This is a genomic window from Pseudomonas soli, assembly GCF_021283165.2.
In the GTDB taxonomy this organism is placed as follows: domain Bacteria; phylum Pseudomonadota; class Gammaproteobacteria; order Pseudomonadales; family Pseudomonadaceae; genus Aquipseudomonas; species Aquipseudomonas soli.
The window spans coordinates 5,797,428-5,819,775 of the sequence record NZ_CP128543.1 but is presented as its reverse complement, the minus strand read 5'-3'; the positions used below and the strand labels follow the sequence as shown (position 1 = coordinate 5,819,775).

The following is a 22,348-nucleotide window of genomic DNA, read 5'->3' as shown; positions in this document are numbered from 1 at the left end:
ACAACGGGCCCTAGCCGGCTTCATCAGACATCATCCGAGGCGAACAACCGCTCCAGCTCCACCCGCGCCTCCTTGGCCGTCTGCATCACCTTGGCCCGGTCGTCGCGTACCTGCCCCTGGGCCTCCAGGACCTGCTCATCATGCTCGGTGAACCGGGCGATGCGGTCTGTCGCCTGCGCTTCGGTGAGCCCCAGCCCGATCAACGCGCGCCGGCTCATCTCCAGGCTGGAATAGAACGTCTCGCGAATCGGGTCGGCACCCACGTCAATCAGCTTGTGCACGTGCTGGCGGTTGCGTGCCCGGGCGATCACTTTCAGGTGCGGATACAGGCGCTTGGCCCGCTCCGCGGTGTGAATGGCCACCTCGGGATCATCAATGGTGATGATGAAATACTCCGCCTCGCCAACCTTGGCCGCGTGCAGCACTTCGGGGCGCAGCGGGTCGCCATAGAACACTGGCACCTGTTCGAACATGCGAGTCATTTCGATGGCGTCGACCGAGGTCTCCAAGGCAATGAACGGGATCTTCTGCGCCCGCAGGATGCGCGCGACGATCTGGCCCATGCGGCCCATGCCGGCGATCACCACGCGCGGGGTGCCCGCGTCGATGGCCTTGTACTGCTCGGGCACCTCGCGGGCCGCCTGCGGGCGCTTCAGGGCGCGGGCGCAGCCGAGCATCAGCAGTGGCGTTAGCGCCATCGACAGGGTGATGGTCATCAACAGCAGGTCGTAGGTCTGGGTGTCGAGCAGGCCCTGGTCCTTGCCCAGCTTGAACACCACGAAGGCGAACTCGCCGCCGGCGGCCAGTACCATGCCCAGGCGCAGGGCGCTGGCGCTGTTCAGGCCACCGGCCAGGCGGCCGACGCCTATCAGCAACGCCAGCTTCACGCCGATCAACAACAGGGTCAGGCCCAGCAACACCAGCGGCATTTCCAGCAGCAGGCGCAGGTTGGCGCCCATGCCGACGCTGATGAAGAACAGGCCCAGCAGCAGGCCTTTGAACGGCTCGATCTGCGACTCCAGCTCATGGCGGTATTCGGAGTCGGCCAGCAGCAGGCCGGCGAGGAAGGCGCCCAGAGCCATGGACACGCCGGCTTCCTCCATCAGCCAAGCGGTGCCGATTACCACCAGAAGCGCGGTGGCTGTGGAGACTTCCGGCAAACCGGTGCGGGCGACGATACGGAACAACGGACGCAGCAGATAGCGGCCGCCGACGATGACGATGGCGATGCTGGCGAACACCTTCAGGCCATGTTCGATGCTGTCGCCGTGGCTGGTGTCGGGGCCGCTGGCGGCCAGCAGCGGCACCAGGGCGATCAACGGGATTGCGGCAATGTCCTGGAACAGCAGGATGGCGAAGGCCAGCCGACCGTGGGGCGCATTGAGCTGCTTGCTCTCGGCCAGGCTCTGCAGGCCCAGTGCGGTGGATGACAGCGCCAAACCCAGGCCGAGCACGATGGCCGCCGGCAGGCTCTGGCTGAAGCCGAACAGGGCGATGGCGCCAAGTACCGCGCCGGTCAGCACGACCTGAGCGGTGCCGACGCCGAACACCGATTTGCGCATCAGCCACAAGCGTCGTGGTGAAAGCTCCAGGCCGATGATGAACAGCAGCAACACCACACCCAGCTCGGAGATGTGCGCGACGCTCTCGGTGTCACGGATCAGTCCCAGGGCCTGCGGGCCGATGGCCACGCCGGCCAACAGGTAGCCGAGCACGGCGCCCAGTTGCAGGCGCTTGGCCAGTGGCACGGCGACCACGGCGGCGAGGAGGAAAATGACGGCGGTTTGTAGAAGGCTGCCTTCGTGTGGCATCGCTCGGACTCCTTGAACTGCATGCGGCAGCGCTTGATGCAACAGCTTATGCCATCGATGAAAGAGGCGGGCATTTTCGGCGGACAAGGGATACAGGACAATCCTGGGGTTACAGGAAGCAGCGTTCTGAATGTCGGACCTTTGCTGAATCAGTCGCGGGACAAGCGCGCCCACAGGTGTGATGTCTGCGTGGGAGCGGGCTTGCCCCGCGGAGGCGATCGACCCGTTATTGCAGATGGGTTTTCAAGGCCTGTGCCGCCTGGTCCATGGCACTGCGCACACTAGGCACGCTGCTCAGTACATTGAGCAGGCCATAGTCATGGATCATGCCGTTGTATCGCACGGCGGTCACCGGCACTCCGGCGGCGTCCAGTTTCCGGGCATAGGCTTCGCCTTCGTCGCGCAGCACGTCCATTTCGGCGGTTTGCACCAGGGCCGGCGGCAGGCCCTTCAATTGCTCCACGCTGGCGCGCAGCGGCGAGGCGTGGATGTCGTCGCGCTGGCGCGGGTCGGTGATATAGCTGTTCCAGAACCACTGCATCATGTTGCGGGTCAGGAAGTGTCCTTCGGCGAACTGGTTGTAGGACGCATTGTTGAAGTTGGCGTCGGTCACCGGCCACAGCAGTGCCTGGAAGCGCAGCTTCGGCGTGCCGGCCTCCTTGGCCTTCAGTGCCACCACCGCGGCCATGTTGCCGCCGACGCTGTTGCCGGCAACCGCCAGGCGGCTACCGTCCACGCCGATCTCCTTGCCATGCTCGGCAACCCAGCGGGTGGCCGCGTAAGCCTGGTTGATCGCGGTGGGGAACTTCGCTTCGGGGGACGGCGTATAGTCGACATACACTGCCGCAGCACCGGAGCCCACCACAAGGTCACGGATCAGGCGTTCGTGGGTAGGGTAGTCACCCAGCACCCAACCGCCACCGTGGAAGAACATGAATACCGGCAATTCGCCCTTGGCCCCTGCGGGCCGAACCACACGGATCTCCAGTGGCTGGCCACCGGCCTGGATGGTCCGGCGTTCGACGCGTATCTCCGACACATTGACCTTTACGCCGGCTTGGGCTCCGCTGAGCACCGCACGGGCATCCTTGGGCGCCAGGGTCTCCAGCGGCTTGCCGCCACCGGCGGCCAGGGCATCGAGGAAACCCTGGGTGGTGTGTTCGACACCGGGGCTGCCGGCGGCGAAGGCGCTGTTCACGGCAAGGGCCAGCAGGCCGGCGGTCAGGGTGTGGGACAGTTTCATGTTGTAGCTCCTTTGGTGGGCGAGCCGCGGCTCAGTTCTGATTGGCAAGGACGGTGGGTTGCACGTAACTCACGGCGCGCAGCTGGCCGCTGCTGTCGCGGTAGGTCAAGGTGGCGGTGCTGGTCTGACCTTGGGTGCTGGTGGGGGCATCGACGCTGACGACCTTGGCGATGTCCAGGTCCATGCCATAGTGGTACGAGGTGGCTTCGCTGGCGAAGCTGCTGACGCTGGTGCCGAGGGCCAGGGTGGTGACGGTGACGGCGAAGGCTTTGCGAAGGGTCATGATCGTTCTCCGGGTTCTGCTGAGTGGGGTTGGCGACTGCTTACTGCTTGAGGTGATATTGCGCGCAAATATTTAGTGCGCAAAATATATTTCCGCTATGAGATCGATTGACTGGGTCTGTCGAAGGAGCTCAGCCATGATGCAGCGGGTGATTGCGCGGAAGCCGCCGTAATAGATCAGGCGCTGGGCCGGTACTGCAGCGCCTCCGCCAGGTGCGACCTGGCAATGGATTGCGCGCACTCCAGGTCCGCCAGGGTGCGGGCCACCTTCAACAGCCGGTGTGCTGCCCGTAACGACAGCGTCAGCCGTTCGCAGGCCTGCTCCAGCCAGGCCTGGTCGACCGGCTCCAGCGGGCAATGCCGGCGCAGCCCCTTGAGATCGAGGAAGGCATTGGCGCAGCCCTGCCGGCGCTGTTGCAGCTCCCGTGCCTCGGCCACCCGCTGGCCAACACTGGCGCTGGTCTCCCCGCTGGGCTGGTGGGTCAGCACGGTACTTTCCCGGGCCACTGTCAGGTGCAGGTCGATGCGGTCGAGCAGGGGGCCGGACAACTTGTTGCGGTAGCGCTGGATCTGCTCGCTGCTGCACCGGCAACGGCCGGTCGGGTCACCCAGATAGCCGCAAGGACACGGGTTCATGGCTGCCACCAGTTGAAAGCGCGCCGGGAAGCGTACCCGGTCCTTGGCCCGAGCTACCACGATCTCGCCAGACTCCAGCGGCTCGCGCAGCACCTCCAGCACACGTCGTTCAAATTCGGGCAGCTCATCGAGGAACAGCACGCCATGGTGCGCCAGGGTGATCTCGCCGGGTTGCGGTCGGCTGCCACCACCCACCAGCGCCGGGCCGGAGGCCGAGTGGTGGGGATGGCGAAACGGCCGCTGTGGCCAGCAATCGAGCGGTGCTTGGCCACTGACCGAGCGGATCGCCGCCACCTCCAGCGCCTCGCGCTCGTCCAGCGGCGGCAGCAGCCCGGGCAGGCGGCTGGCGAGCAGGGTCTTGCCGGTGCCCGGCGGGCCGGAGAGCAGCAGGTTGTGGGCACCAGCTGCGGCGACCAACAGCGCCCGCTTGGCAGCGATCTGGCCTTGAACTTCGCTGAGGTCCGGGTAGGGGCGTTGCTCCAGTAACAGGCCTTTCGCCACGTAGGGTGACATTGCCGGTTGAGCATTCAGGTGGGCTGCCAGTTCTCGCAGACTCCCCACCGCGTACACCACCAGGCCGTTGGCCAGGCTGGCTTCCTCGGCATTCTCCCTGGGTACTACCAGCGCCCGACCCGCGTCTCGCGCCGCCAATGCCGCAGGCAGTACACCCTGCACCGGGCGCAGCGTACCCGACAGCGCCAGTTCCCCCAGGCATTCAATGCCGTCGAGGGCGGCAACCGGTACCTGGCCATTGGCGGCCAGGATACCCAGCGCGATGGCCAAGTCGTAGCGGCCACCGTCCTTGGGCAGGTCGGCTGGGGCGAGGCTCTGGGTGATGCGCCGTGCCGGATAGTCCAGGCCAGAGTTGACGATGGCGCTGCGGACTCGATCCTTGCTCTCCTTGACCGTGGTTTCTGGCAGACCGACCAGCGTGAGCGTGGGCAGGCCGTTGGCCAGGTGGGTTTCGACGCTGACAGCCGGAGCCTGCACCCCGACCTGGGCGCGGCTGTGGACGAGGGCGAGGGACATTGACACTCCGTGTTTGCAGGTGATGGCCGCGTCCTGCGGCCTGGCAAAGCTTAGTGGTGCTCTTGTGCAAGTGGACGAGAAGAGTGCGTCGAATTTTGTCCGGCCTGCCCCCCAAGTCTGTGGGCGCCCGTCGTGCGTGGCTGCCTGGCGCAGATCACCGGAATCCCCGAACCCCGCGCCCGCGCCAGCAACTCCTCGGTATCATCACCGCCCGGCAGCGCCAGCACCAGGTCGGGCCGACTGTCGCGCAACATAAAGAGGTTGCGCAGGCGCTCGGCCAACTTGCCGTGGAGTTGCCAATTGGGCGGGTAGCGCACTATGTCGGCGCCCTGTTCGCGGGCCCAGCCTTCGATTTCGCCGCCCAGATGCTGGCTGCCGCCGTGGATCAGCACCTGGATTGGTTGCTGGCGCTGGAGGGCGTCCAGCGCCTGGCGGCAGCGTTGGTTGTCGGCGTAGTTGCGCCCCGCGCAGATCAGTACGCGCATGCCCACCCCCTCAGAACCACTGGCCGAAGCGGCGGATGTACAGGGTCTTCATGCCCTGGGCCACCAGGCAGTAGCCGAGCAGGGTAGCGGCCAGCCATGGGAAGTATTCCCACGGCAGCGGCACCAGCCCGACCATCGCCCCCAGTGGCGAGAACGGGATGTAGATGCCCAGGCACATCACCAGGCCGGTGGCCAGGATCACCGGCAGCGCCGCGGTACTCTGGAAGAACGGCACCTTGCGCGTGCGCAGCATGTGCACCACCAAGGTCTGCGACAGCAACCCCTCGATGAACCAGCCGGACTGGAACAACGCCTGCATTTCCACGCTGTTGGCGGCGAACACGTACCACATCAGGGCAAAGGTGGTGATGTCGAAAATCGACGAGGTTGGGCCGATCCACAGCATGAAGCGACCGATGTTGCGCGCATCCCACTTGCGTGGCTCGGCCAGGAATTCCTTGTCCATGCGATCCCACGGCAGCGACAGTTGGGAAAAGTCGTACATCAGGTTCTGCAGCAGCAGGTGGATCGCCAGCATTGGCATGAACGGGATGAACGCGCTGGCCACCAGCACCGAGAACACGTTGCCGAAGTTCGAACTGGCGGTCATGCACAGGTACTTCATGATGTTGCCGAAGGTTTCGCGGCCCTTGAGCACGCCTTCCTCCAGCACCAGCAGGCTCTTTTCCAGGAGGATGATGTCGGCCGATTCCCTGGCGATGTCGGTGCCGCTGTCCACTGAGATGCCCACGTCGGCATCGCGCAACGCCGGGGCGTCGTTGATGCCGTCACCGAGGAAGCCCACGGTGTGGCCATTGGCTTGCAGTGCCTTGAGTACCCGCGACTTCTGCAGCGGAGTGAGCTTGGCGAACACCGTGCGCTCTTCGACCAGGGCCTTGAGCTGGGTGTCGTCCAGGCGTTCGATGTCCTGACCGAGCAGTGGTTGGCCGGGCTCCAGGCCCACTTCGCGGCAGACCTTGCAGGTGACCACAGGGTTGTCGCCGGTCAGCACCTTCACCTTCACGCCCATTTCACGCAGGGCGGCGATGGCCGGGCCGGCGGTTTCCTTGGGCGGGTCGAGGAAGGTCAGAAAACCACGGATCACCAGCTCGCGTTCGTCATCGGTGTGGTACTGAGGCTTGCCGTCGGCAGCTGGGATGTCCCGGGTGCCGACCAGCAGCACGCGGAAACCCTCCTGGTTGTAGCTGCTGGCGGTGGCCAGCAGTTGCTGGCGTCGCCCGGCATCCAGAGTGACCCGCTGGCCGCCTTCTTCCACATGGGTGGCGATAGCCAGCATTTCCTCGACGGCGCCCTTGCTCACCAGCAGGTGATCGCCCAGGGCATCCTTGACGATCACCGACAGGCGACGGCGGATGAAGTCGAAGGGCAGTTCGTCGACCTTGGCGTAGGCATAGGGCGGTTGGAAGCCCTGGTTTTCGCCGGCAAAGCGCAGCACGGCCTGGTCCATCAGGTTTTTCACGCCGCTCTGGTGGTGGCTGTTGAGCCAGGCCAGCTCCAACAGCCGCGCGTCCTTGTGGCCGCTGGGGTCGACGTGGTGTTCGAGGATGATGCGGTCCTGGGTCAAGGTACCGGTCTTGTCGGTGCACAGGACATCCATCGACCCGAAGTTCTGGATGGCGTTCAGGCGCTTGACTACCACCTTGCGCCGGGCCATGGCCACGGCGCCTTTGGCCAGGTTGGCGCTGACGATCATCGGCAGCATCTCCGGGGTCAGGCCCACCGCAACGGCCAGGGCGAACAGGAAGGCATCGCTCCAGTCACCCTTGACCACGCCGTTGAGCATGAACACCACCGGCACCATCACCAGCATGAAGCGGATCAACAGGCGACTGACGCTGTTCACGCCACGGTCGAAGGCGGTCTGGCTGCGCGAGCCGACGATGGCCTTGGCCAGCGAACCGAAGTAGGTGCGCTTGCCGGTGGCCACCACCACCGCGCGGGCGCGGCCGCTCACCACGTTGGTGCCCATGAAGCCGATGTTGGGCAGGTCGAGCAGGCCGCTTTCATCGCTGGCGCTGCCTCCGGCGGACTTCTGCGCGACGTTGCCGAGGGTGTCGTACTTCTCCACCGGCAGCGCCTCGCCGGTCAGTACCGCCTGGCTGATGAACAGGTCGCGGGACTCGATCAGGCGGATATCGGCGGGGATCATGTCGCCGGCCGCCAATTGCACGATATCGCCGGCCACCAGCTCGTTCATCGGCACTTCGCGCAGGTGCGCCGGCTGGTCGTGGCGCTCGCGGCGCAGCACGGTGGCGGTGGTGCGGACCATGGCCTTGAGGGCGTCAGCGGCCTTGCCCGAACGGTACTCCTGCCAGAAGCGCAGCAGGCTGCTGAGGCTGACCATGGCCATGATGATGATGACCTTGGTCAGGTCCGCTTCTTCCATGTCGCCTGCGCGTACCGGCAGCCAGTAGTCGGTGACGAAGCTGATGCCGGCGAGGGTGAGCAGCACGTAGATGAAGGGGTTGTGCAAGGCCTTGAGCAATTGCACCAGGGCCGGTTGCGGCTTGTCATGGGCGACTTGGTTGGCGCCGTCGCGCTGCAGGCGCTTGGCGGCTTCGTGCTCGGTCAGGCCCAGTTCGCTGGCATCGAGGTTGGCCAGGGTCACGGCCAGGCCGTTGCGTGCCTCGCGGGCGGCGCGCATGGACAGGCGGGTGTCTTCGCCGGCTTTGCTGCGGGTGTTGCGGTCTTTTACGGTCATTTGGCTGTGCTCCTGCCGCAGGAGGCGGCACGACACACAGTTGACTCACGGTGGGGAAGGTGAGTGAACGTGTCCCGTGTCGCAATGATTCAAACAATGAAAAACGTGGTTTTTCCGACGTTTACGTGTTCGCTGGCGAATGCCGGAAATAAGATCGGCAGCGAACTTTCTACTGGCTGATTCCATGGTCGGTTAATTCCATTTGTTAAGTGGCGGGCAATAGAAATCCAATGAACTTTAATTACTTAAAGTTCGGAAGTTTCTGACGATTTAAATGGCGTCAGTTCAGCGAACGGACAGCATCGCGCGCGTCACTGCAGGCGGTAACGGGCGCGCTATCGACTGGGCGGTTTCAGGGGTGAGGACAAGCCCCAGCCGCGAACAGTACGGTACGGGGCCTTGTGCGCAAAGGCGCGCAGGCGAGGGGTAGCTATATCGAGGTTCATGAGCTTGCCTCCGACCGGGCGGGCACCCGGGGCGGCAAGCTACGGCGGAGCATCAGGCTCTGGCGCGGCTTGCCCGACCTAGGGGCGGGCCCGGAGTTCCGGTTCAAGTGCCTGGCGGCCAACGGCTGCCAGACAGCGACTAGATACTGTGTCCATTGAATTCTTCGTGAGTTGAAATAAAGGCCCGCTTTTCGGGGCGGGTGAACTTTATGCAAAGCATAGCGGGGAAGTCAACCGGGAAGACGTAACTTAAACAAGTTTCATCTGCTGAGAGGGGAATTAATCCAGTGTGCCGCGCGATTAGCATCGCGAGGTAATCCCGCTTCTACCTGGGCAAGGTAGAAGGGGCATTCGATCAGGGCTTGGCGCCCAGGATGATGTGCGAGGCCTTGATCAGCGCGGTGGCCTTCACACCCGGCTTCAGGCCAAGTTCCTGCACCGCTTCACGGGTGACGATGGCATACACCTCGGTGCCGCCGGACAGCTTCAGCACCACCTCGGCATTCACCGCGCCGTCGCCGACCCGCAGCACTTCGCCTTCGAGGCTGTTGCGCGCCGACAGCCTGTAGCCAGCGGCATCGGTCATCAGCACCACCCACGGTGCCTTGACCAGCGCCACGGCCTGCTTGCCGACGTTGATGTTGAGGTTGTGCAGGCTGGCCATGGTGACCACCGCCACCAGTTTCTCGCCGCCGCCGAGGGTCAGCTCGACCTCGGCATTCACCGCGCCAGGCTGGACGGCGCTGACGGTACCTTCGAATACATTGCGGGCACTGACTTTCATGGCAAACACTCCGTGTATCGATCGTTATTCCTTGGCGGACGGCGCCATCCTGGCTTCCAGCTCGGCGAATTGCTGCTCGAGGGCTTCGAGGCGCGCGCGGGTGCGGGCCAGTACCACCATCTGGCTGTCGAACTCCTCGCGGCTGACCAGGTCGAGCTTGCTGAAGGCACCCTGCATCAGCACCTTGAACTGGCTTTCCAGTTCGGCGCGGGGCGCGGCGGTGTCGCCGCTGAACAGGCGCGAGGCCTGGTCGCTCAGGGCATCGAGGAAGGCTTTGGGCGCGAGCATGTCTGGTATCCGCTGATCACTGAAAGGGCAGCAGTGTAGCACGGGGCTTTTGCCCGCTTGCCCTGCACGCTTTTCGCGCAGGGCGGCCAAAAGTCGCGCACCGATTTTGTGCACTTTGTCGCTGCTGGCAACTGGCCAATCCCTACCGATTCGCGCAACTCCCTGTTTTCCCGATCGTTGTTCGAACTGGCAAGGTTTCTGCAAAGACCCGAGGGAGCCATGCACTGATGCAGTCCCTTGTGACCAGGCAGTGCGCAGGCGGAGCCGCAAGGTCCTTCGTCACAGGCGGATCGTGTGTCGGCGGGGAGAATGGAGCCGACGACGCGTTACAAAGCCAGGCGCTGCGCTTAGACTTGAGACGGGTTTGTTTTCCTGGGGCAAGTCCATCAAATCGGGAGAGAGTTTCATGAAGCTAGTCACTGCCATCATCAAGCCGTTCAAGCTGGACGACGTGCGCGAGTCGCTGTCGGAAATCGGCGTGCAGGGCATCACCGTGACCGAGGTCAAAGGTTTCGGCCGGCAGAAGGGTCACACCGAGCTGTATCGCGGTGCTGAATACGTGGTCGATTTCCTGCCCAAGGTGAAGATCGATGTCGCCATCGACGACAAGGACCTCGATCGGGTAATTGAAGCCATCACCAAGGCAGCTAACACCGGCAAGATCGGCGACGGCAAGATCTTCGTGGTCAATCTGGAGCAGGCGATCCGCATCCGTACCGGCGAAACCGATACCGACGCGATCTAAGCGCCAAGCAAAGCCTCACCAAACCCAACGCCCCAGGAGAAAACAACATGACTCTGCGTAAGATCGCAGGGCTAGGAGCCCTATTGTCCCTCGTAATGCCAGGGCTGGCCCTGGCAGAGGAAACTGCCGCCCCCGTGCTGAACTCCGGCGACACCGCCTGGATGCTCACCTCGACGGCACTGGTCCTGTTCATGACTATTCCGGGCCTGGCGCTGTTCTACGGCGGCATGGTGCGTTCGAAGAACGTGCTGTCGGTGATGATGCAGTGCTTCGCCATCACCGGCCTGATCAGCATCCTCTGGGTCATCTATGGCTACAGCCTGGCTTTCGATACCACCGGTATGGAAAAGGGCGTGCTCAACTTCAATTCCTTCATCGGCGGCTTCTCCAAGGCCTTCCTCAGCGGCGTCACGCCGTCGGGCCTGACCTCGGCCACCGCGTTGTTCCCTGAGGCCGTGTTCATCACCTTCCAGATGACTTTCGCCATCATCACACCGGCACTGATCGTCGGAGCATTCGCAGAACGCATGAAGTTCTCGGCGATGCTGATCTTCATGGGCGTCTGGTTCACCTTGGTCTATGCGCCGATCGCGCACATGGTCTGGAGCGGTGACGGTGCGCTGATGTGGGACTGGGGCGTGCTGGACTTCGCCGGCGGCACCGTGGTGCACATCAACGCCGGTATCGCCGGCCTGGTCTGCTGCCTGGTGCTGGGCAAGCGCAAGGGCTACCCGACCACGCCGATGGCCCCGCACAACCTGGGCTACACCCTGATGGGCGCGGCCATGCTGTGGATCGGCTGGTTCGGCTTCAACGCCGGTTCCGCCGCCGCGGCCAACGGCACTGCCGGGATGGCCATGCTGGTGACCCAGATCGCCACCGCCGCCGCCGCCCTGGGCTGGATGTTCGCCGAGTGGATCTTCCACGGCAAGCCAAGCGCACTGGGCATCGCCTCGGGCGTGGTCGCCGGCCTGGTCGCCATCACCCCGGCCGCGGGTACCGTCGGCCCGATGGGCGCCCTGGTGATCGGCCTGGTGTCTGGCGTGGTCTGCTACTTCTGCGCCACCAGCCTCAAGCGCAAGCTGGGCTATGACGACTCCCTCGACGCCTTCGGCGTGCACGGTATCGGCGGGATCATCGGCGCCCTGCTCACCGGTGTGTTCGCGGCGCCTGCCCTGGGCGGCTTCGGTGCGGTAACCGACATCGCCGCGCAGTTCTGGATCCAGGCCAAGGGTGTGATCTTCACCGTGGTCTACACCGCCATCGTCACCTACGTGATCCTCAAGGTCCTGGACCTGGTCATGGGGCTGCGGGTCAGCGAAGAAGAAGAGTCGGTCGGCCTCGACCTGGCTCAGCACAACGAGCGCGGCTACAACCTGTAACCGCCACGCTGGAAAACTTGCCCGGTTCGCCGGGCATTTTTTTGCCTGTAGTTTGCCGATTCGCGCCGGGCAAACGGTTTCTCTGTCCTGATCGCGACGTAGGTAGAAAACTTACAAGTCATTGGGCGTTTCTGGTGCTTTGCTTTTTCTGCGAGCGCGCTAGAATGCGCGCCGAAGGGGCCGGACGAGTAGTCCACACACTTCGCTACCCTTTGCTAGGCTTGCCAATAGCCTGTGGCCAGCAAGGGTTCAAAAAATTTTGTCGGGCCTTGCCAGGAGCAAGGCCTGCAGGGTGCCAGGCCCCCCATGAGGGGGTGGACACCCAGGGCAGTGGCCAATCCACGGCCAGTTGAATTTTCACTGGTGGCTGCCGGTCTACGGCTGCACCGGTCTATAACTAACCTGCTTTTCGCAAGTCATGAGGTAGAACATGAGCGACGACGATCTGGAAAATGATGACCTCGAAGTAGGCGACGAAGACGAGGCTGATGATGGCCTGGAAGCTGCGGCCGACGATGGCGCGGAAGATGCCGGCGATGACGACAGCAGCCCGGCACCCGCTGCCAAGGGCAAGTCCAAGGCGGCTGTCTCGGTAGACGAGATGCCGAGCATGGAAGCCAAGCAGAAAGAGCGCGACGCGCTGGCCAAGGCGATGGAAGAGTTCCTTTCGCGCGGCGGCAAGGTGCAGGAAGTGGAGGCCAACGTGGTCGCCGATCCGCCCAAGAAGCCGGACAACAAGTACGGCAGCCGCCCTATCTGAGTGGCTGAACGCAAAGAAGCCCGCCGTCGCTGCGGGCTTTTTTGTGGGCGCCGTCTGTAAGTCAGCGCCAGCGCGACAGCACGTCGGGCAACTGCGACAGCCGCTGAATCTCCGCATCCGGCGCCTGTTCGCCGCTCCAGGGCTTGTGCTGCGGGTTGAACCACACCGCCCGCAGCCCGGCGCGCTGGGCGCCGGCGATGTCATCGCCCGGATGGTCGCCGACGTGCACCGCCGCCCCTGCGTCCACCTCGCCGCGCTTCAGCGCTTCGAGGAACGGTGCCGGGTCCGGCTTGCCGATACCCAGGTCCTCGGCGCACAGGGCGAAGCGGAAGTAGTCCGCCAGGCCGAGCCTGCGCACGTCGGCATTGCCGTTGGTGACCACGCCGAGGGTGTAGTGATGGCGCAGGATCTCCAGCACCGGCTGCACCTCTGGGAACACCTCCACTTGGTGCCGCGCATGCAGGAACACCTCGAAACCTTCGTTGGCCAGTTCCTGGGCGTGTTTCTCGCTGTAGCCGACCTCTTCCAGGGCATGGAACAGCACCCGCCGGCGCAGGGCGCTTATGCGGTGCTTGAGGCCCGGCTCGGCCTGTACCAGGCGCTCGCGGATGGCGAACAGGTGCTCGACCGGCACGCTACCGAGAATCGGCGCGTTGGCTTCGAGCCAGTCGCGCAGGACGACTTCGGCGCTGGCGATGACCGGTGCGGTATCCCAGAGGGTGTCGTCCAGGTCGAAGGTGATCAGCTTGATGCTCATGAGTCCGTGTCCTTGCTGCGTTTGGCCCGAGGGTGGGCGCTGTCGTACACCGCGGCCAGGTGCTGGAAGTCCAGGTGGGTGTAGATCTGCGTGGTGCTGATGTCGGCGTGGCCGAGCATCTCCTGCACCGCACGCAGGTCCTGGGACGATTCCAGCAGGTGGCTGGCGAAGGAATGCCGAAGCATGTGCGGGTGCAGGTGCTGGCCGAGCTCGCGCTCGCCTGCGGCCTTGACTCGCAGCTGGATGGCCCGGGGGCCGAGGCGCTTGCCCTGGCGGCTGATGAACACCGCAGAGTCTCGCGGGCCGGCGATGCCGCGCAGCTTGAGCCACGCCTGCATCGCCTCGCCGGCCTTGCGCCCGACCGGCAACACGCGGCTCTTGCCGCCCTTGCCTTGCACCTGGACCAGCCCTGCGGCCAGGTCCAGGTGTTCGAGGTCGAGCCCGGTCAGCTCCGACAGGCGCAGGCCGGACGAGTAGAACAGTTCAAGGATCGCCTGGTCACGGCGGGCAATGAATTCGTCGTCGACGCCGCCATCGAGCAACTGCAGGGCGCGGTCGGTGTCCAGCACCTTGGGCAGTCGCCGCTCACCCTTGGGTGGCGCCAGGCCATTGGCCGGGTCGTGCTGGCAATGGCCTTCGCGGTTGAGGTAGCGGTACAGCCCGCGCACCGCCGAGAGCAGGCGCGCCAGGCTGCGCGAGGACTGGCCGTGATGGTGCTGGCGGGCAACGAGCTGACGCAGTTGCTGGACCTGCAGGGCCGCCCAGCCGGTGATGCCCTGGGCGTTACAGAATTCGATGACCTTCTCGAGGTCACGGCGGTAGGCCAGCAGGGTGTGCTCGGATACCTGGCGCTCATTGCGCAGGTGTGCGCAATAAGCCTCCAGCTGGCGTTCCATCAGCGCACCGAGCGCAGTGTCTGGGTGAAGCGCGGCACCACACGGCCGAGCACTTCGGCGATGTAGCTGAGGAACAGGGTGCCGACGCTGCTTTTGTAGTGCTGCGGGTCGCGGCTGCCGATTGCCAGCACGCCATGCAGGCCCTGGTACTCCAGGGTGGCCACGGCGCTGGAGCCGACTTCCTTGTGCTGATCGTTGCCGAACAGGAACGCCAGCTCGTGCTCGCGCAGGCTGCCGCTGATGGTCTTGCCGCCGCCGATCAGGCCGCCGATGGCCTGTTGCGCCTCGGCCCCGGAAACCCAGCGTCCCACGGGCGCCGCGTTCTCGCCGAACAGGATCAGGCTGACGAAGGGTACCTGGAACTCCTGGCGCAGGCTGTCCTCGACCGCCATCACCACCTCTTCCAGGGTGCTGGCGTCGAGCAGGTCGAGGATCAGCCGGCGGGTCTTGTCAAACAGCCGGTCGTTGTCGCGCGCCACGTCCATCAGCTGGGAAAGGCGATGGCGCATCTCGATGTTGCGGTCGCGCAGCAGCTTGAGCTGGCGCTCCACCAGCGACACGCTGTCGCCGCGCTGGTGAGGAATGCGCTGTTCGACCAGCAGCTCGTCATGCTCGGCGAAGAAGGTCGGGTGGGCGCGCAGATAGGCGACCACCGCTCCGGCATCGAGCTCACTGGCTGGCGAGGGTGCAACTTTGGGCTGGTCGGTCATGGCGGATACTCGCTTAGAGACGAACTTGTCCTTCGAACACACGAACGGCGGGGCCGGTCATCAGCACCGGTTTGCCGGGGCCGGCCCACTCGATGCTCAGGCGCCCGCCCGGCAGGTCGATGGTTACCGGTGAGTCCATCCAGCCTTGGCTGATCGCCGCCACGGCGGCGGCGCAGGCGCCTGTGCCGCATGCCTGGGTCTCGCCCGCGCCACGCTCCCATACGCGCAGGTTGGCGCGGTGGCGGTCGACTACCTGGATGAAGCCGGCATTGACCCGCTGCGGGAAGCGCGGGTGATGCTCGATCTTCGGGCCCAGCTCATGGACCGGCGCGCTGCGCACATCGTCCACGCGCAGCACCGAATGCGGGTTGCCCATGGACACCGCGGCGATCTGGTGCACCTGTCCGTCGATTTCGAGTGCATAGCTGGTCGCCTGCTCATCGGCGATGAACGGGACCTCGGCCGGCGTGAAGCGCGGTGGGCCCATGTCGACGCAGATCTGCCCGTCGTTGCGCACATCGAGGACGATGATGCCGCCCTTGGTCTCGACGCGAATGCGCTTCTTCGCGGTCAGGCGCTTGTCCAGGACGAAACGGGCGAAGCAGCGCGCGCCGTTGCCGCACTGTTCGACCTCGGAGCCGTCGGCGTTGAAGATACGGTAGCGGAAGTCGACATCCGGGTTGTTCGGCGCCTCGACGATCAGCAGCTGGTCGAAGCCGATGCCGGTGTTGCGGTCACCCCATTGCTTGGCGTGCTTGGGTTGGATGTGTGCGTGCTGGCTGACCAGGTCGAGGACCATGAAGTCGTTGCCCAGCCCGTGCATCTTGGTAAAACGCAGCAGCATGGGTTCACTCCGGCAGCAGGCTTTCGCCGGCGAACAGTTCGGTGACGGTCTCGCGGCGACGCACTTCGAAGGCCTGGTCGCCATCGACCAGCACTTCGGCGCAGCGGCCACGGGTGTTGTAGTTGGAGCTCATGACGAAACCATAGGCGCCCGCGGAGCGCACGGCCAGCAGGTCGCCCTCGGTCAGGTCCAGCACGCGGTCCTTGCCCAGGAAGTCGCCGGTCTCGCAGATAGGGCCGACCAGATCGTAGGCCCGGCCTTGACCTTCGCGGGGCTTGACCGCGCTGACGTCCATCCAGGCCTGGTAAAGGGCCGGGCGGATCAGGTCGTTCATGGCCGCGTCGATGATGGCGAAGTCTTTGTGCTCGGTGTGCTTGAGGTATTCCACGCGGGTCAGCAGCACGCCGCCATTGGCGACGATGTAGCGGCCCGGCTCGAACACCAGGGCCAGGTCGCGGCTGCCGACGCGCTCGCGGATGGCCTTGATGTAGTCGGCCAGCTCCGGGGGCTGCTCGTCGCGATAGCGCACGCCGACACCGCCACCCAGGTCGAGGTGACGCAGGTGGATGCCGCACTCGGCCAGGCGGTCGACCAACACCAGCAGGCGGTCGAGGGCATCGAGGAACGGCTCGACGGTGGTCAGCTGCGAGCCGATATGGCAGTCGACGCCGACCACGTCGAGGTTCGGCAACTGCGCGGCGCGCACGTAGATGGCCTCGGCGTCGGCTATGGCGATGCCGAACTTGTTTTCCTTGAGGCCCGTGGAGATGTACGGGTGGGTGCCGGCGTCGACGTCCGGGTTCACGCGTAGCGACACCGGCGCGACCTTGCCCATCTCGGCGGCCACCATTTGCAGGCGCTCGAGCTCGTCGGTGGACTCGACGTTGAAGCAGTACACCCCCACTTCCAGGGCGCGGCGCATGTCTTCACGGGTCTTGCCGACCCCGGAGAACACCACGCGATCGGCGCGGCCGCCGGCGGCCAGCACGCGTTCCAGTTCACCGCCGGAGACGATGTCGAAGCCCGCGCCCAGGCGCGCCAGCAGGTTCAGCACGCCCAGGTTGGAGTTGGCCTTGACCGCGAAGCAGACCAGGTGATCCACCCCGTGCAAGGCATCGGTGTAGCTGCGGTACTGCGCCTCGATATGGGCACGCGAGTACACGTAGGTGGGCGTTCCGAAGCGTTCGGCGATCGCCGACAGGGCCACCCCTTCCGCGAACAGCTCGCCGCCGCGGTAGTTGAATGCATCCATGGGATTTCCTTACTGCGCGGGCGACTCTTCAGGCTGCTCTTGCTGCTGCTCCAGCACTGGCTGAGGCTGGACAGGCTTGGCATGCTGGTGCGACTTGCGCGGGCCTTTGCCGTCCTTGCCGTCTTCCGGCAGGTACAGGGGGCCTTTCTGACCGCAGGCCGAAACCAGGCAAGCAACCGCGACCACTGCCGCGAGGGAGGAAATCAGGCGTTTCATGGGTGAAATCCTTGGAAATATGCAGTATTGCGGCCGAGTATACCGAGCGACCACCTGATTGCCTATGCAAGGGGTGCCCCCGCTCGGCGGGCGTAGGCGACCGAAGGACATGCGGCTTTTTCTTGCAGCTATTAGCTTGTAGCTTGAAGCTTTCGCCCTTATCGTGCCCGGCTTGCGTGTGTACAGCCATTTTTCGAGGTCCCTGCAATGAGTTTGAGCGAAGCGCGTTTCCACGACCTGGTCGACGCGACCCAACAGGCCCTGGAAGACCTGTTCGATGAAAGCGGCATGGACCTGGACATGGAAAATTCCGCCGGCGTCCTGACCATCAAGTTCGACAATGGCAGCCAGCTGATCTTCAGCCGCCAGGAGCCGCTGCGCCAACTGTGGCTGGCGGACAAGTCCGGTGGTTTCCACTTCGACTATGACCAAGAGAGCGGCAAGTGGGTGTGTGAGAAGAGCGAAGAGCTGCTCGGCGAGATGCTCGAGCGCATCGTCTGGGAGCGGGCCGGCGAGAAGCTGGACTTCGACGAGATTTGAAATGAGCGAACAGCCCAGGCCCCCCAAGCCGCTCTACAGCAATGTAAGTCCGGCGGTGCCGTCACCTTGTATCAGCATATGTCGGCTGGATGAGCGCAAGGTGTGCACCGGTTGCCACCGCCACGTCGAGCATATCCGCGAGTGGCGTGCGGCCGATGACGAGCGGCGCCGGCAGATCTGCCGCGAGGCGCTGGCCCTGAAAGCGGGGGGCCAGGCATAGCCACAACGGCGGTGTGGGCTTGAGTATTTGCCCCGCTGTGGTAGTGTCAGGGTCTGCGTCGGTGACGCCAAGCATTTCACAAACCCCGCCCTTGGGCGGGGTTTTGCTTTATCTGCCTTTAGTAAATTGCCTGTTCAAAGGAGTCTGACTGGATCATGAGCACCAAGCCTTCCCTCATCCTCACCCGACTGGACGTGCAGCGTCTCGAGCGCCTGCTCGACAGCCTCGATGAAAGCACCCCGGGTATGCTCGCCCTGCAGGACGAGCTGGACCGCGCCGAGAAAGTGGTGGGTCACGAGGAAGTCCCGGCCGGCGTGGTGACCATGAACTCTCGCGTGCACTGCCGCGAGATCGCCAGTGGCAAGGATTACCACCTGACCCTGGTGTATCCGAAGGACGCGGGTCCTGAAGGCAACGTCTCGATCCTTGCGCCGATCGGCTGCGCATTGCTGGGCCTGTCGGTGGGTGACCAGATCGACTGGCCGGCGCCGGGCGGCAAGACGCTCAAGCTCGAGCTGCTGGCAGTCGAGTACCAGCCGGAAGCGGCAGGGGACTTCGATCTCTGAGTTGATCAGGGCTCCAGCCGCGCCTGCAGCTGTTGCAGCCCATCGTTGAGTGCCTGTTCCAGTTCGCGTTTGTAGCGTAGGCAGAGGCTGGTGGACCCTTGCTCGTCCTCCAGCAGTTCGGACAGGTCGAGGTCGGTGATGTAGCAGCGGTAACTGCCGCTGCCGCGACGCTGGCGCAGGATCTGTCGCGCGACCACGGCATACAGCTGGTCGCCATGCTCCAGTTCGGAAAACTCCTGCTGGTCGCAGTAAAGGGTGACGTGCACCTCATCGCCCGTGCCGGCCTGGAGGATCGCCTGGACCTCGAAACAGGCCTGGTTCTGGCTGTCCGCGGGTGCCGGCCTGGGTTCCAGGCTGCGCGCCTTGCCTGGACCGGATGGCAGCAACTGGTAGTAGAGGATGTCCAGCGATGCTTGTTGCAGGCTGTCCAAGGGCAGCAGGGCATCGCGGCGCATCACCATCGCTTGCAGGAAGCGCTGCAATGGCAGCAGCAGGTGCGGCTCGTCCTGTTGCGGCAGCCGCTGCTGCCAGAGCGCGTTGTGCTCGTCGAGCACGTACAGGTCGGCCCAGCCTTCGAGCAGACGGTAGAACACCTGGATGCAGCCGGGTTGGCCCTGGGCCAGGACCAGTGGCAGGTCGTGGTCCTGCAGGGCGTGGGTGTCCAGGTGCAATGGGCTGTAGCTGCTGCGCTCCTCGCCGAGCGCCGCCAGCACGGCGTCGTGGTCGGCTAGGCTGGCCAAGGTGACCTGCCCGGGCTGCAAGTCGAGGATGTGGGTGTGCTGGGCCACCTGTAGCAAATAACGGTGATTCAGGCCTTGGTCGAGCAGCAGTTGCACGGTGTCGAAAATCTCCTCGACCCGCTGGCTGATGGCTTGGGCGCGGTTGTGGCAATAGCAGCGCACCCGCACCCGCGGGCGATGGCTGCGCTGGCCCAGGCTGTTAAGGAAGTCGCGCAGGCAGCGCACCAGCGCATGCTCGCCGTCGTAGCGCTGGACCAGCACCTCGTTCCAGCTGTTGAGGGTGATCTGGTCGAGGGTCAGTACCAGGTTCTCGCGCACCCCGGCGTAGCTGAGCGAGTCGGTGCGCTCGGTGGTCATCAGGATGTTCAGGTCGCGGTGATGGCGCAGCGGGTCGACGCCGACATTCACCAGCAGCAGGATCTCGTCGGCCACGCTCGGCTGCAGCAGGCGCACCTCGCTGACTGTCTCCAGAGGCAGGGGGATGCTCTGCTGCAGGCTGCCGATAAGGTTGAACAGCTCGAACTCGCTCAGGTCGCTGGCGCCCGGGTGCAAGGCCAGGCGCGTACTGCTGTCGATCACGCCATTGCGGTGGGCCCAGGTGAGCAGTTCGAGCAGTTCGCGGCAGCGCTTGATCGGGCTGAAGTGCTCCCACTCGTGTACGCCCAGATTGCCGTTGTACAGCCCCCAGTGGTGTGTGCCCGGTTCCTTGCGGTTGGGTGATTGCACCAAGGTGAGGGTGTCCTCGGCCAGGTCCGGAGCGATGCCCGGGTTGATCACCTCGATCTTGCCGGCACGGCGCTCGAAGGCGGCGTAGAGGCGGCGGCCAAGCACATTGAGGTCACGCTGGTCGGCCCGGCTGTTGGCGTTCTGCTGGCGGGCAAACTGGGTCAGGAAGCGATAGCTGTGGTTCAGCTCGGCCACCAGTTCGCGGCGCTCGACGGCCACCTGGCGTACTTTCCACTGGCTGCGGCTGTCGAGCAGCGCCAGTTGGCGTTCGTCCCAGCCCCATTCCTCGGTCAGGCGCCCCAACAATTGGCGCTGCCAGCCCCCGCTGCGGCTGCGACCCAGGTCGCCGAGTTTCTTGTTCACCTTCAGATACAGGCTGCGCCGTACCAGCTCCAGGCGTGCCGGCTCGCCACGCAGGAGCAGGTAACGCTCGATACGGCGGTAGACCATCACATAGGGGTCGAGCTCATCCAGGTCCAGCTGGTTGGCGAACACGGCCTGCTTGTAGTCCAGGCTCAGGCAGCGCACCTGCGGGTGTTCGCTGGCGTAGGCCTCGGTGAGCAGCAGCTTGAGCAGCGACTTGTAGGGTGAGTCGATGCCCTTGAACAGCTGCCACAGCCCGGCGCCGACGAACTCGCCCGACGGGATATGCGCCAGGTGGCCGAGGTCGAGGTCGTCCTGGGCACGGATGAAGCGCTTGGACAGCAGGGTCTGGGTGTAGTCGCGGTAGTTGTGCTCCTGGTAGACCGGCACCAGCCACCACAGTGGCGTGCGCCCGGCCAGCCAGATGGCGGTGCGGTAGAACTCGTCGAGCAGCAGGTAATGCTGGGTGGTGCCGCAGTCGTCGGAGCTGAGCTGGCTGTCACGCTCGCCCTGGACGAAGCCCCGGGGTTCGATCAGGAAGAAGTGTGCTTCGGCGCCCTGGCTGGCCGCCCAGGTTTCGAGCAACTGGCACTTGCGTCGCAGGTCGGCCACGGCCTGCTCGTCCAGGTCCGGTGCATGGCACACCCACAGGTCCATGTCGCTCTGCTCGGCCTGGGCCAGCGTGCCGAGGCTGCCCATCAGGAACAGGCCGTGGATCGGCTGCGGCGGCTTGCCGTGGCGTGGCTTGTAGGTGAACGAGCGGGTCAGGCGCTGGGCTTCGGCGAGCAGCTCGTCGTCGGGCTCGAAACCGGAGACCCCTGCGGGGGTGGTGCCGGAAACATAGCCTGGCAGCAGCGGATGATTGACGTGGAAGAACAGCGGCAGCAGCGTGAGGACCTGCTGCTGGCGTGTGGATAACCCTTCCATCGCCCGTGCCAGGCGGCCCTGGTTGATCTTCAGGAAGCGCGCGCGCAGCTTGGCCAGCTCCTTGCGGTCGATGCCTTGTTCCAGGTCGGGGCGGATTTCGTGGGGGTGGTTCATTGCGCGCTCAGGCAGGCCGGGGGAAGCACTGGCGAGTTTAGCCTGAGTGGCGCGGTCGGATAAGGGGTTGCTGGCTTTTTGACGTCAGATTTGCAACGCCTGTGCAAGCCATCGATGGTTAAGCCCGCTCCTGCAGGTCTGCCGAGTTGCAGGAGCGGGAGCAGGGGTTCAGGCCGGCTGGGCGGATTTTGATTTGAGGATGGTCAGCAAAAGCCGGACGCTTTCAGCGGCATCGATACCGAGGCTGGTCAGGTAACCACCATCGGGTTGGTCGGTGAGCCCTTTGTCATGCAGGCGCTTGGCGGCGGCGACCAGGGCGGGGGAGGCGTCGCTGCTGACCTTGATGCCTTCCTGGTGGTTGTCCAGGTTGAACTGGGAAAGGACTTCCAGTTCGGCGATCAGTTCTGGGGTAAAAGGCATGGGCAACTCCTGACTTCGAGACAAGGATGGAAGTCAGGAGTGTAGTCAGGCTTATTCGATGCCGCCTTGATCCGCCTCAGGTGGCAGCTCCGGCAGGGCGCGCAGGGCGGTTTCGTACCACTCGGTATCGAACGGGCGATCTTCGTCGAGCATGGCGTCGATCTCGATGGCCAGCACGTGGGCCATGAGGTTGAGGATGTCTTCACGCTCGTAGCCGACCAGGGTCAGCTTGTTGAAGGTGGCCTTGGCGGCTGGCGGCTCGCCGCTTTCGATCTGGTTCTCGATCGCCTGGGTCAGGGTGGCCTCGGCGAAGTCTTCTTCATCATTGTTGTCGATGTCTTGGGGTTCGCTCATGGCGGTGCTCCTGTGGTGAGGCACACAGTGTGCCACGCTTGCGCTGGCAATGCCCGGCCATCAGCGCCGGGCATGGCACTGGCCAAGGGT

At 64.6% G+C, this 22,348-nt stretch carries 23 protein-coding genes; 6 read left to right on the top strand and 17 right to left on the bottom strand.

Annotation, left to right across the window (positions count from 1 at the left end; all coding sequences use genetic code 11):
• Positions 1-23: 23 nt before the first annotated feature.
• The 8 genes from LU688_RS26845 to LU688_RS26810 all read right to left on the bottom strand — a co-directional run bounded on the left by LU688_RS26845 (position 24) and on the right by LU688_RS26810 (position 9,726).
• Positions 24-1,811, bottom strand: coding sequence for a monovalent cation:proton antiporter-2 (CPA2) family protein (locus LU688_RS26845; RefSeq protein WP_094010906.1), 1,788 nt, complete (start codon positions 1,809-1,811; stop codon positions 24-26).
• 226 nt (positions 1,812-2,037) lie between these two features.
• Positions 2,038-3,054, bottom strand: a complete 1,017-nt coding sequence (locus tag LU688_RS26840) for an alpha/beta hydrolase (RefSeq protein WP_094010907.1) — start codon at positions 3,052-3,054, stop codon at positions 2,038-2,040.
• Positions 3,055-3,085: 31 nt separating this feature from the next.
• Positions 3,086-3,337, bottom strand: coding sequence for a DUF2790 domain-containing protein (locus tag LU688_RS26835; protein ID WP_094010908.1), 252 nt, complete (start codon positions 3,335-3,337; stop codon positions 3,086-3,088).
• A 176-nt stretch (positions 3,338-3,513) separates the two neighbouring features.
• Positions 3,514-5,001 carry a YifB family Mg chelatase-like AAA ATPase gene (locus tag LU688_RS26830; RefSeq protein WP_104444694.1) on the bottom strand — a complete coding sequence of 496 codons (1,488 nt, stop codon included), beginning with the start codon at positions 4,999-5,001 and terminating at the stop codon, positions 3,514-3,516.
• A 50-nt stretch (positions 5,002-5,051) separates the two neighbouring features.
• The gene (locus LU688_RS26825) at positions 5,052-5,486 is read right to left on the bottom strand and encodes a DUF2493 domain-containing protein (RefSeq protein ID WP_081941301.1); all 435 of its coding nucleotides are present in this window, start codon (positions 5,484-5,486) and stop codon (positions 5,052-5,054) included.
• A 10-nt stretch (positions 5,487-5,496) separates the two neighbouring features.
• On the bottom strand, positions 5,497-8,208 hold the full coding sequence (gene mgtA, locus LU688_RS26820; RefSeq protein ID WP_094010910.1) for a magnesium-translocating P-type ATPase: 2,712 nt from the start codon (positions 8,206-8,208) through the stop codon (positions 5,497-5,499).
• 801 nt (positions 8,209-9,009) lie between these two features.
• On the bottom strand, positions 9,010-9,438 hold the full coding sequence (locus LU688_RS26815; protein ID WP_031316465.1) for a TOBE domain-containing protein: 429 nt from the start codon (positions 9,436-9,438) through the stop codon (positions 9,010-9,012).
• A gap of 24 nt (positions 9,439-9,462) precedes the next feature.
• On the bottom strand, positions 9,463-9,726 hold the full coding sequence (locus LU688_RS26810) for an accessory factor UbiK family protein (RefSeq protein WP_102683536.1): 264 nt from the start codon (positions 9,724-9,726) through the stop codon (positions 9,463-9,465).
• Between the two features lie 406 nt (positions 9,727-10,132).
• Between LU688_RS26810 and glnK the strand changes: the two genes are divergently transcribed.
• The 3 genes from glnK (at position 10,133) to sutA (ending at position 12,613) form a co-directional block, all read left to right on the top strand.
• Entirely contained in the window at positions 10,133-10,471 is a 339-nt protein-coding gene (glnK, locus tag LU688_RS26805) for a P-II family nitrogen regulator (RefSeq protein WP_002555808.1), read from the top strand.
• 47 nt (positions 10,472-10,518) lie between these two features.
• On the top strand, positions 10,519-11,853 hold the full coding sequence (locus LU688_RS26800) for an ammonium transporter (protein ID WP_038707050.1): 1,335 nt from the start codon (positions 10,519-10,521) through the stop codon (positions 11,851-11,853).
• A 430-nt stretch (positions 11,854-12,283) separates the two neighbouring features.
• Positions 12,284-12,613, top strand: a complete 330-nt coding sequence (sutA, locus tag LU688_RS26795) for a dormancy-specific transcriptional regulator SutA (protein WP_023632536.1) — start codon at positions 12,284-12,286, stop codon at positions 12,611-12,613.
• Between the two features lie 61 nt (positions 12,614-12,674).
• On the opposite strand, the gene LU688_RS26790 is transcribed toward sutA, so the two are convergent.
• Genes LU688_RS26790 through lptM form a run of 6 tightly spaced genes read right to left on the bottom strand, consistent with a single transcriptional unit; the run spans position 12,675 to position 17,288 of the window.
• Complete coding sequence (locus tag LU688_RS26790) at positions 12,675-13,370, bottom strand: HAD family hydrolase (RefSeq protein ID WP_038707049.1); 696 nt, start codon at positions 13,368-13,370, stop codon at positions 12,675-12,677.
• On the bottom strand, positions 13,367-14,266 hold the full coding sequence (gene xerC / locus LU688_RS26785; protein WP_094010912.1) for a tyrosine recombinase XerC: 900 nt from the start codon (positions 14,264-14,266) through the stop codon (positions 13,367-13,369). Before xerC ends, LU688_RS26790 begins: the two co-directional genes overlap by 4 nt.
• Positions 14,266-14,976 carry a DUF484 family protein gene (locus LU688_RS26780; protein ID WP_023632259.1) on the bottom strand — a complete coding sequence of 237 codons (711 nt, stop codon included), beginning with the start codon at positions 14,974-14,976 and terminating at the stop codon, positions 14,266-14,268. The genes xerC and LU688_RS26780 overlap by 1 nt, the downstream gene beginning before the upstream one ends.
• 13 nt (positions 14,977-14,989) lie before the next feature.
• Complete coding sequence (gene dapF / locus LU688_RS26775; RefSeq protein ID WP_094010913.1) at positions 14,990-15,820, bottom strand: diaminopimelate epimerase; 831 nt, start codon at positions 15,818-15,820, stop codon at positions 14,990-14,992.
• 4 nt (positions 15,821-15,824) lie between these two features.
• Positions 15,825-17,072 (bottom strand): diaminopimelate decarboxylase, encoded by a 1,248-nt coding sequence (lysA, locus tag LU688_RS26770; RefSeq protein WP_094010914.1) that lies wholly within the window; start codon positions 17,070-17,072, stop codon positions 15,825-15,827.
• A gap of 9 nt (positions 17,073-17,081) precedes the next feature.
• The gene (gene lptM / locus LU688_RS26765; RefSeq protein ID WP_052752569.1) at positions 17,082-17,288 is read right to left on the bottom strand and encodes an LPS translocon maturation chaperone LptM; all 207 of its coding nucleotides are present in this window, start codon (positions 17,286-17,288) and stop codon (positions 17,082-17,084) included.
• A 207-nt stretch (positions 17,289-17,495) separates the two neighbouring features.
• Here lptM and cyaY point away from each other — a divergent pair, with 207 nt between their 5' ends.
• The 3 genes from cyaY to rnk all read left to right on the top strand — a co-directional run bounded on the left by cyaY (position 17,496) and on the right by rnk (position 18,614).
• Positions 17,496-17,828, top strand: a complete 333-nt coding sequence (gene cyaY / locus LU688_RS26760; protein ID WP_023630903.1) for an iron donor protein CyaY — start codon at positions 17,496-17,498, stop codon at positions 17,826-17,828.
• Between the two features lies 1 nt (position 17,829).
• Positions 17,830-18,048, top strand: a complete 219-nt coding sequence (locus LU688_RS26755; RefSeq protein WP_081941300.1) for a DUF1289 domain-containing protein — start codon at positions 17,830-17,832, stop codon at positions 18,046-18,048.
• A 155-nt stretch (positions 18,049-18,203) separates the two neighbouring features.
• Positions 18,204-18,614 (top strand): nucleoside diphosphate kinase regulator, encoded by a 411-nt coding sequence (rnk, locus tag LU688_RS26750; protein ID WP_023630905.1) that lies wholly within the window; start codon positions 18,204-18,206, stop codon positions 18,612-18,614.
• A gap of 5 nt (positions 18,615-18,619) precedes the next feature.
• On the opposite strand, the gene LU688_RS26745 is transcribed toward rnk, so the two are convergent.
• The 3 genes from LU688_RS26745 to LU688_RS26735 form a co-directional block, all read right to left on the bottom strand.
• Positions 18,620-21,484, bottom strand: coding sequence for a class I adenylate cyclase (locus tag LU688_RS26745; protein WP_094010915.1), 2,865 nt, complete (start codon positions 21,482-21,484; stop codon positions 18,620-18,622).
• Positions 21,485-21,652: 168 nt separating this feature from the next.
• Entirely contained in the window at positions 21,653-21,904 is a 252-nt protein-coding gene (locus LU688_RS26740; RefSeq protein WP_023630906.1) for a TIGR02647 family protein, read from the bottom strand.
• 51 nt (positions 21,905-21,955) lie between these two features.
• The gene (locus tag LU688_RS26735; protein ID WP_023630907.1) at positions 21,956-22,258 is read right to left on the bottom strand and encodes a hypothetical protein; all 303 of its coding nucleotides are present in this window, start codon (positions 22,256-22,258) and stop codon (positions 21,956-21,958) included.
• Positions 22,259-22,348: the final 90 nt, after the last annotated feature.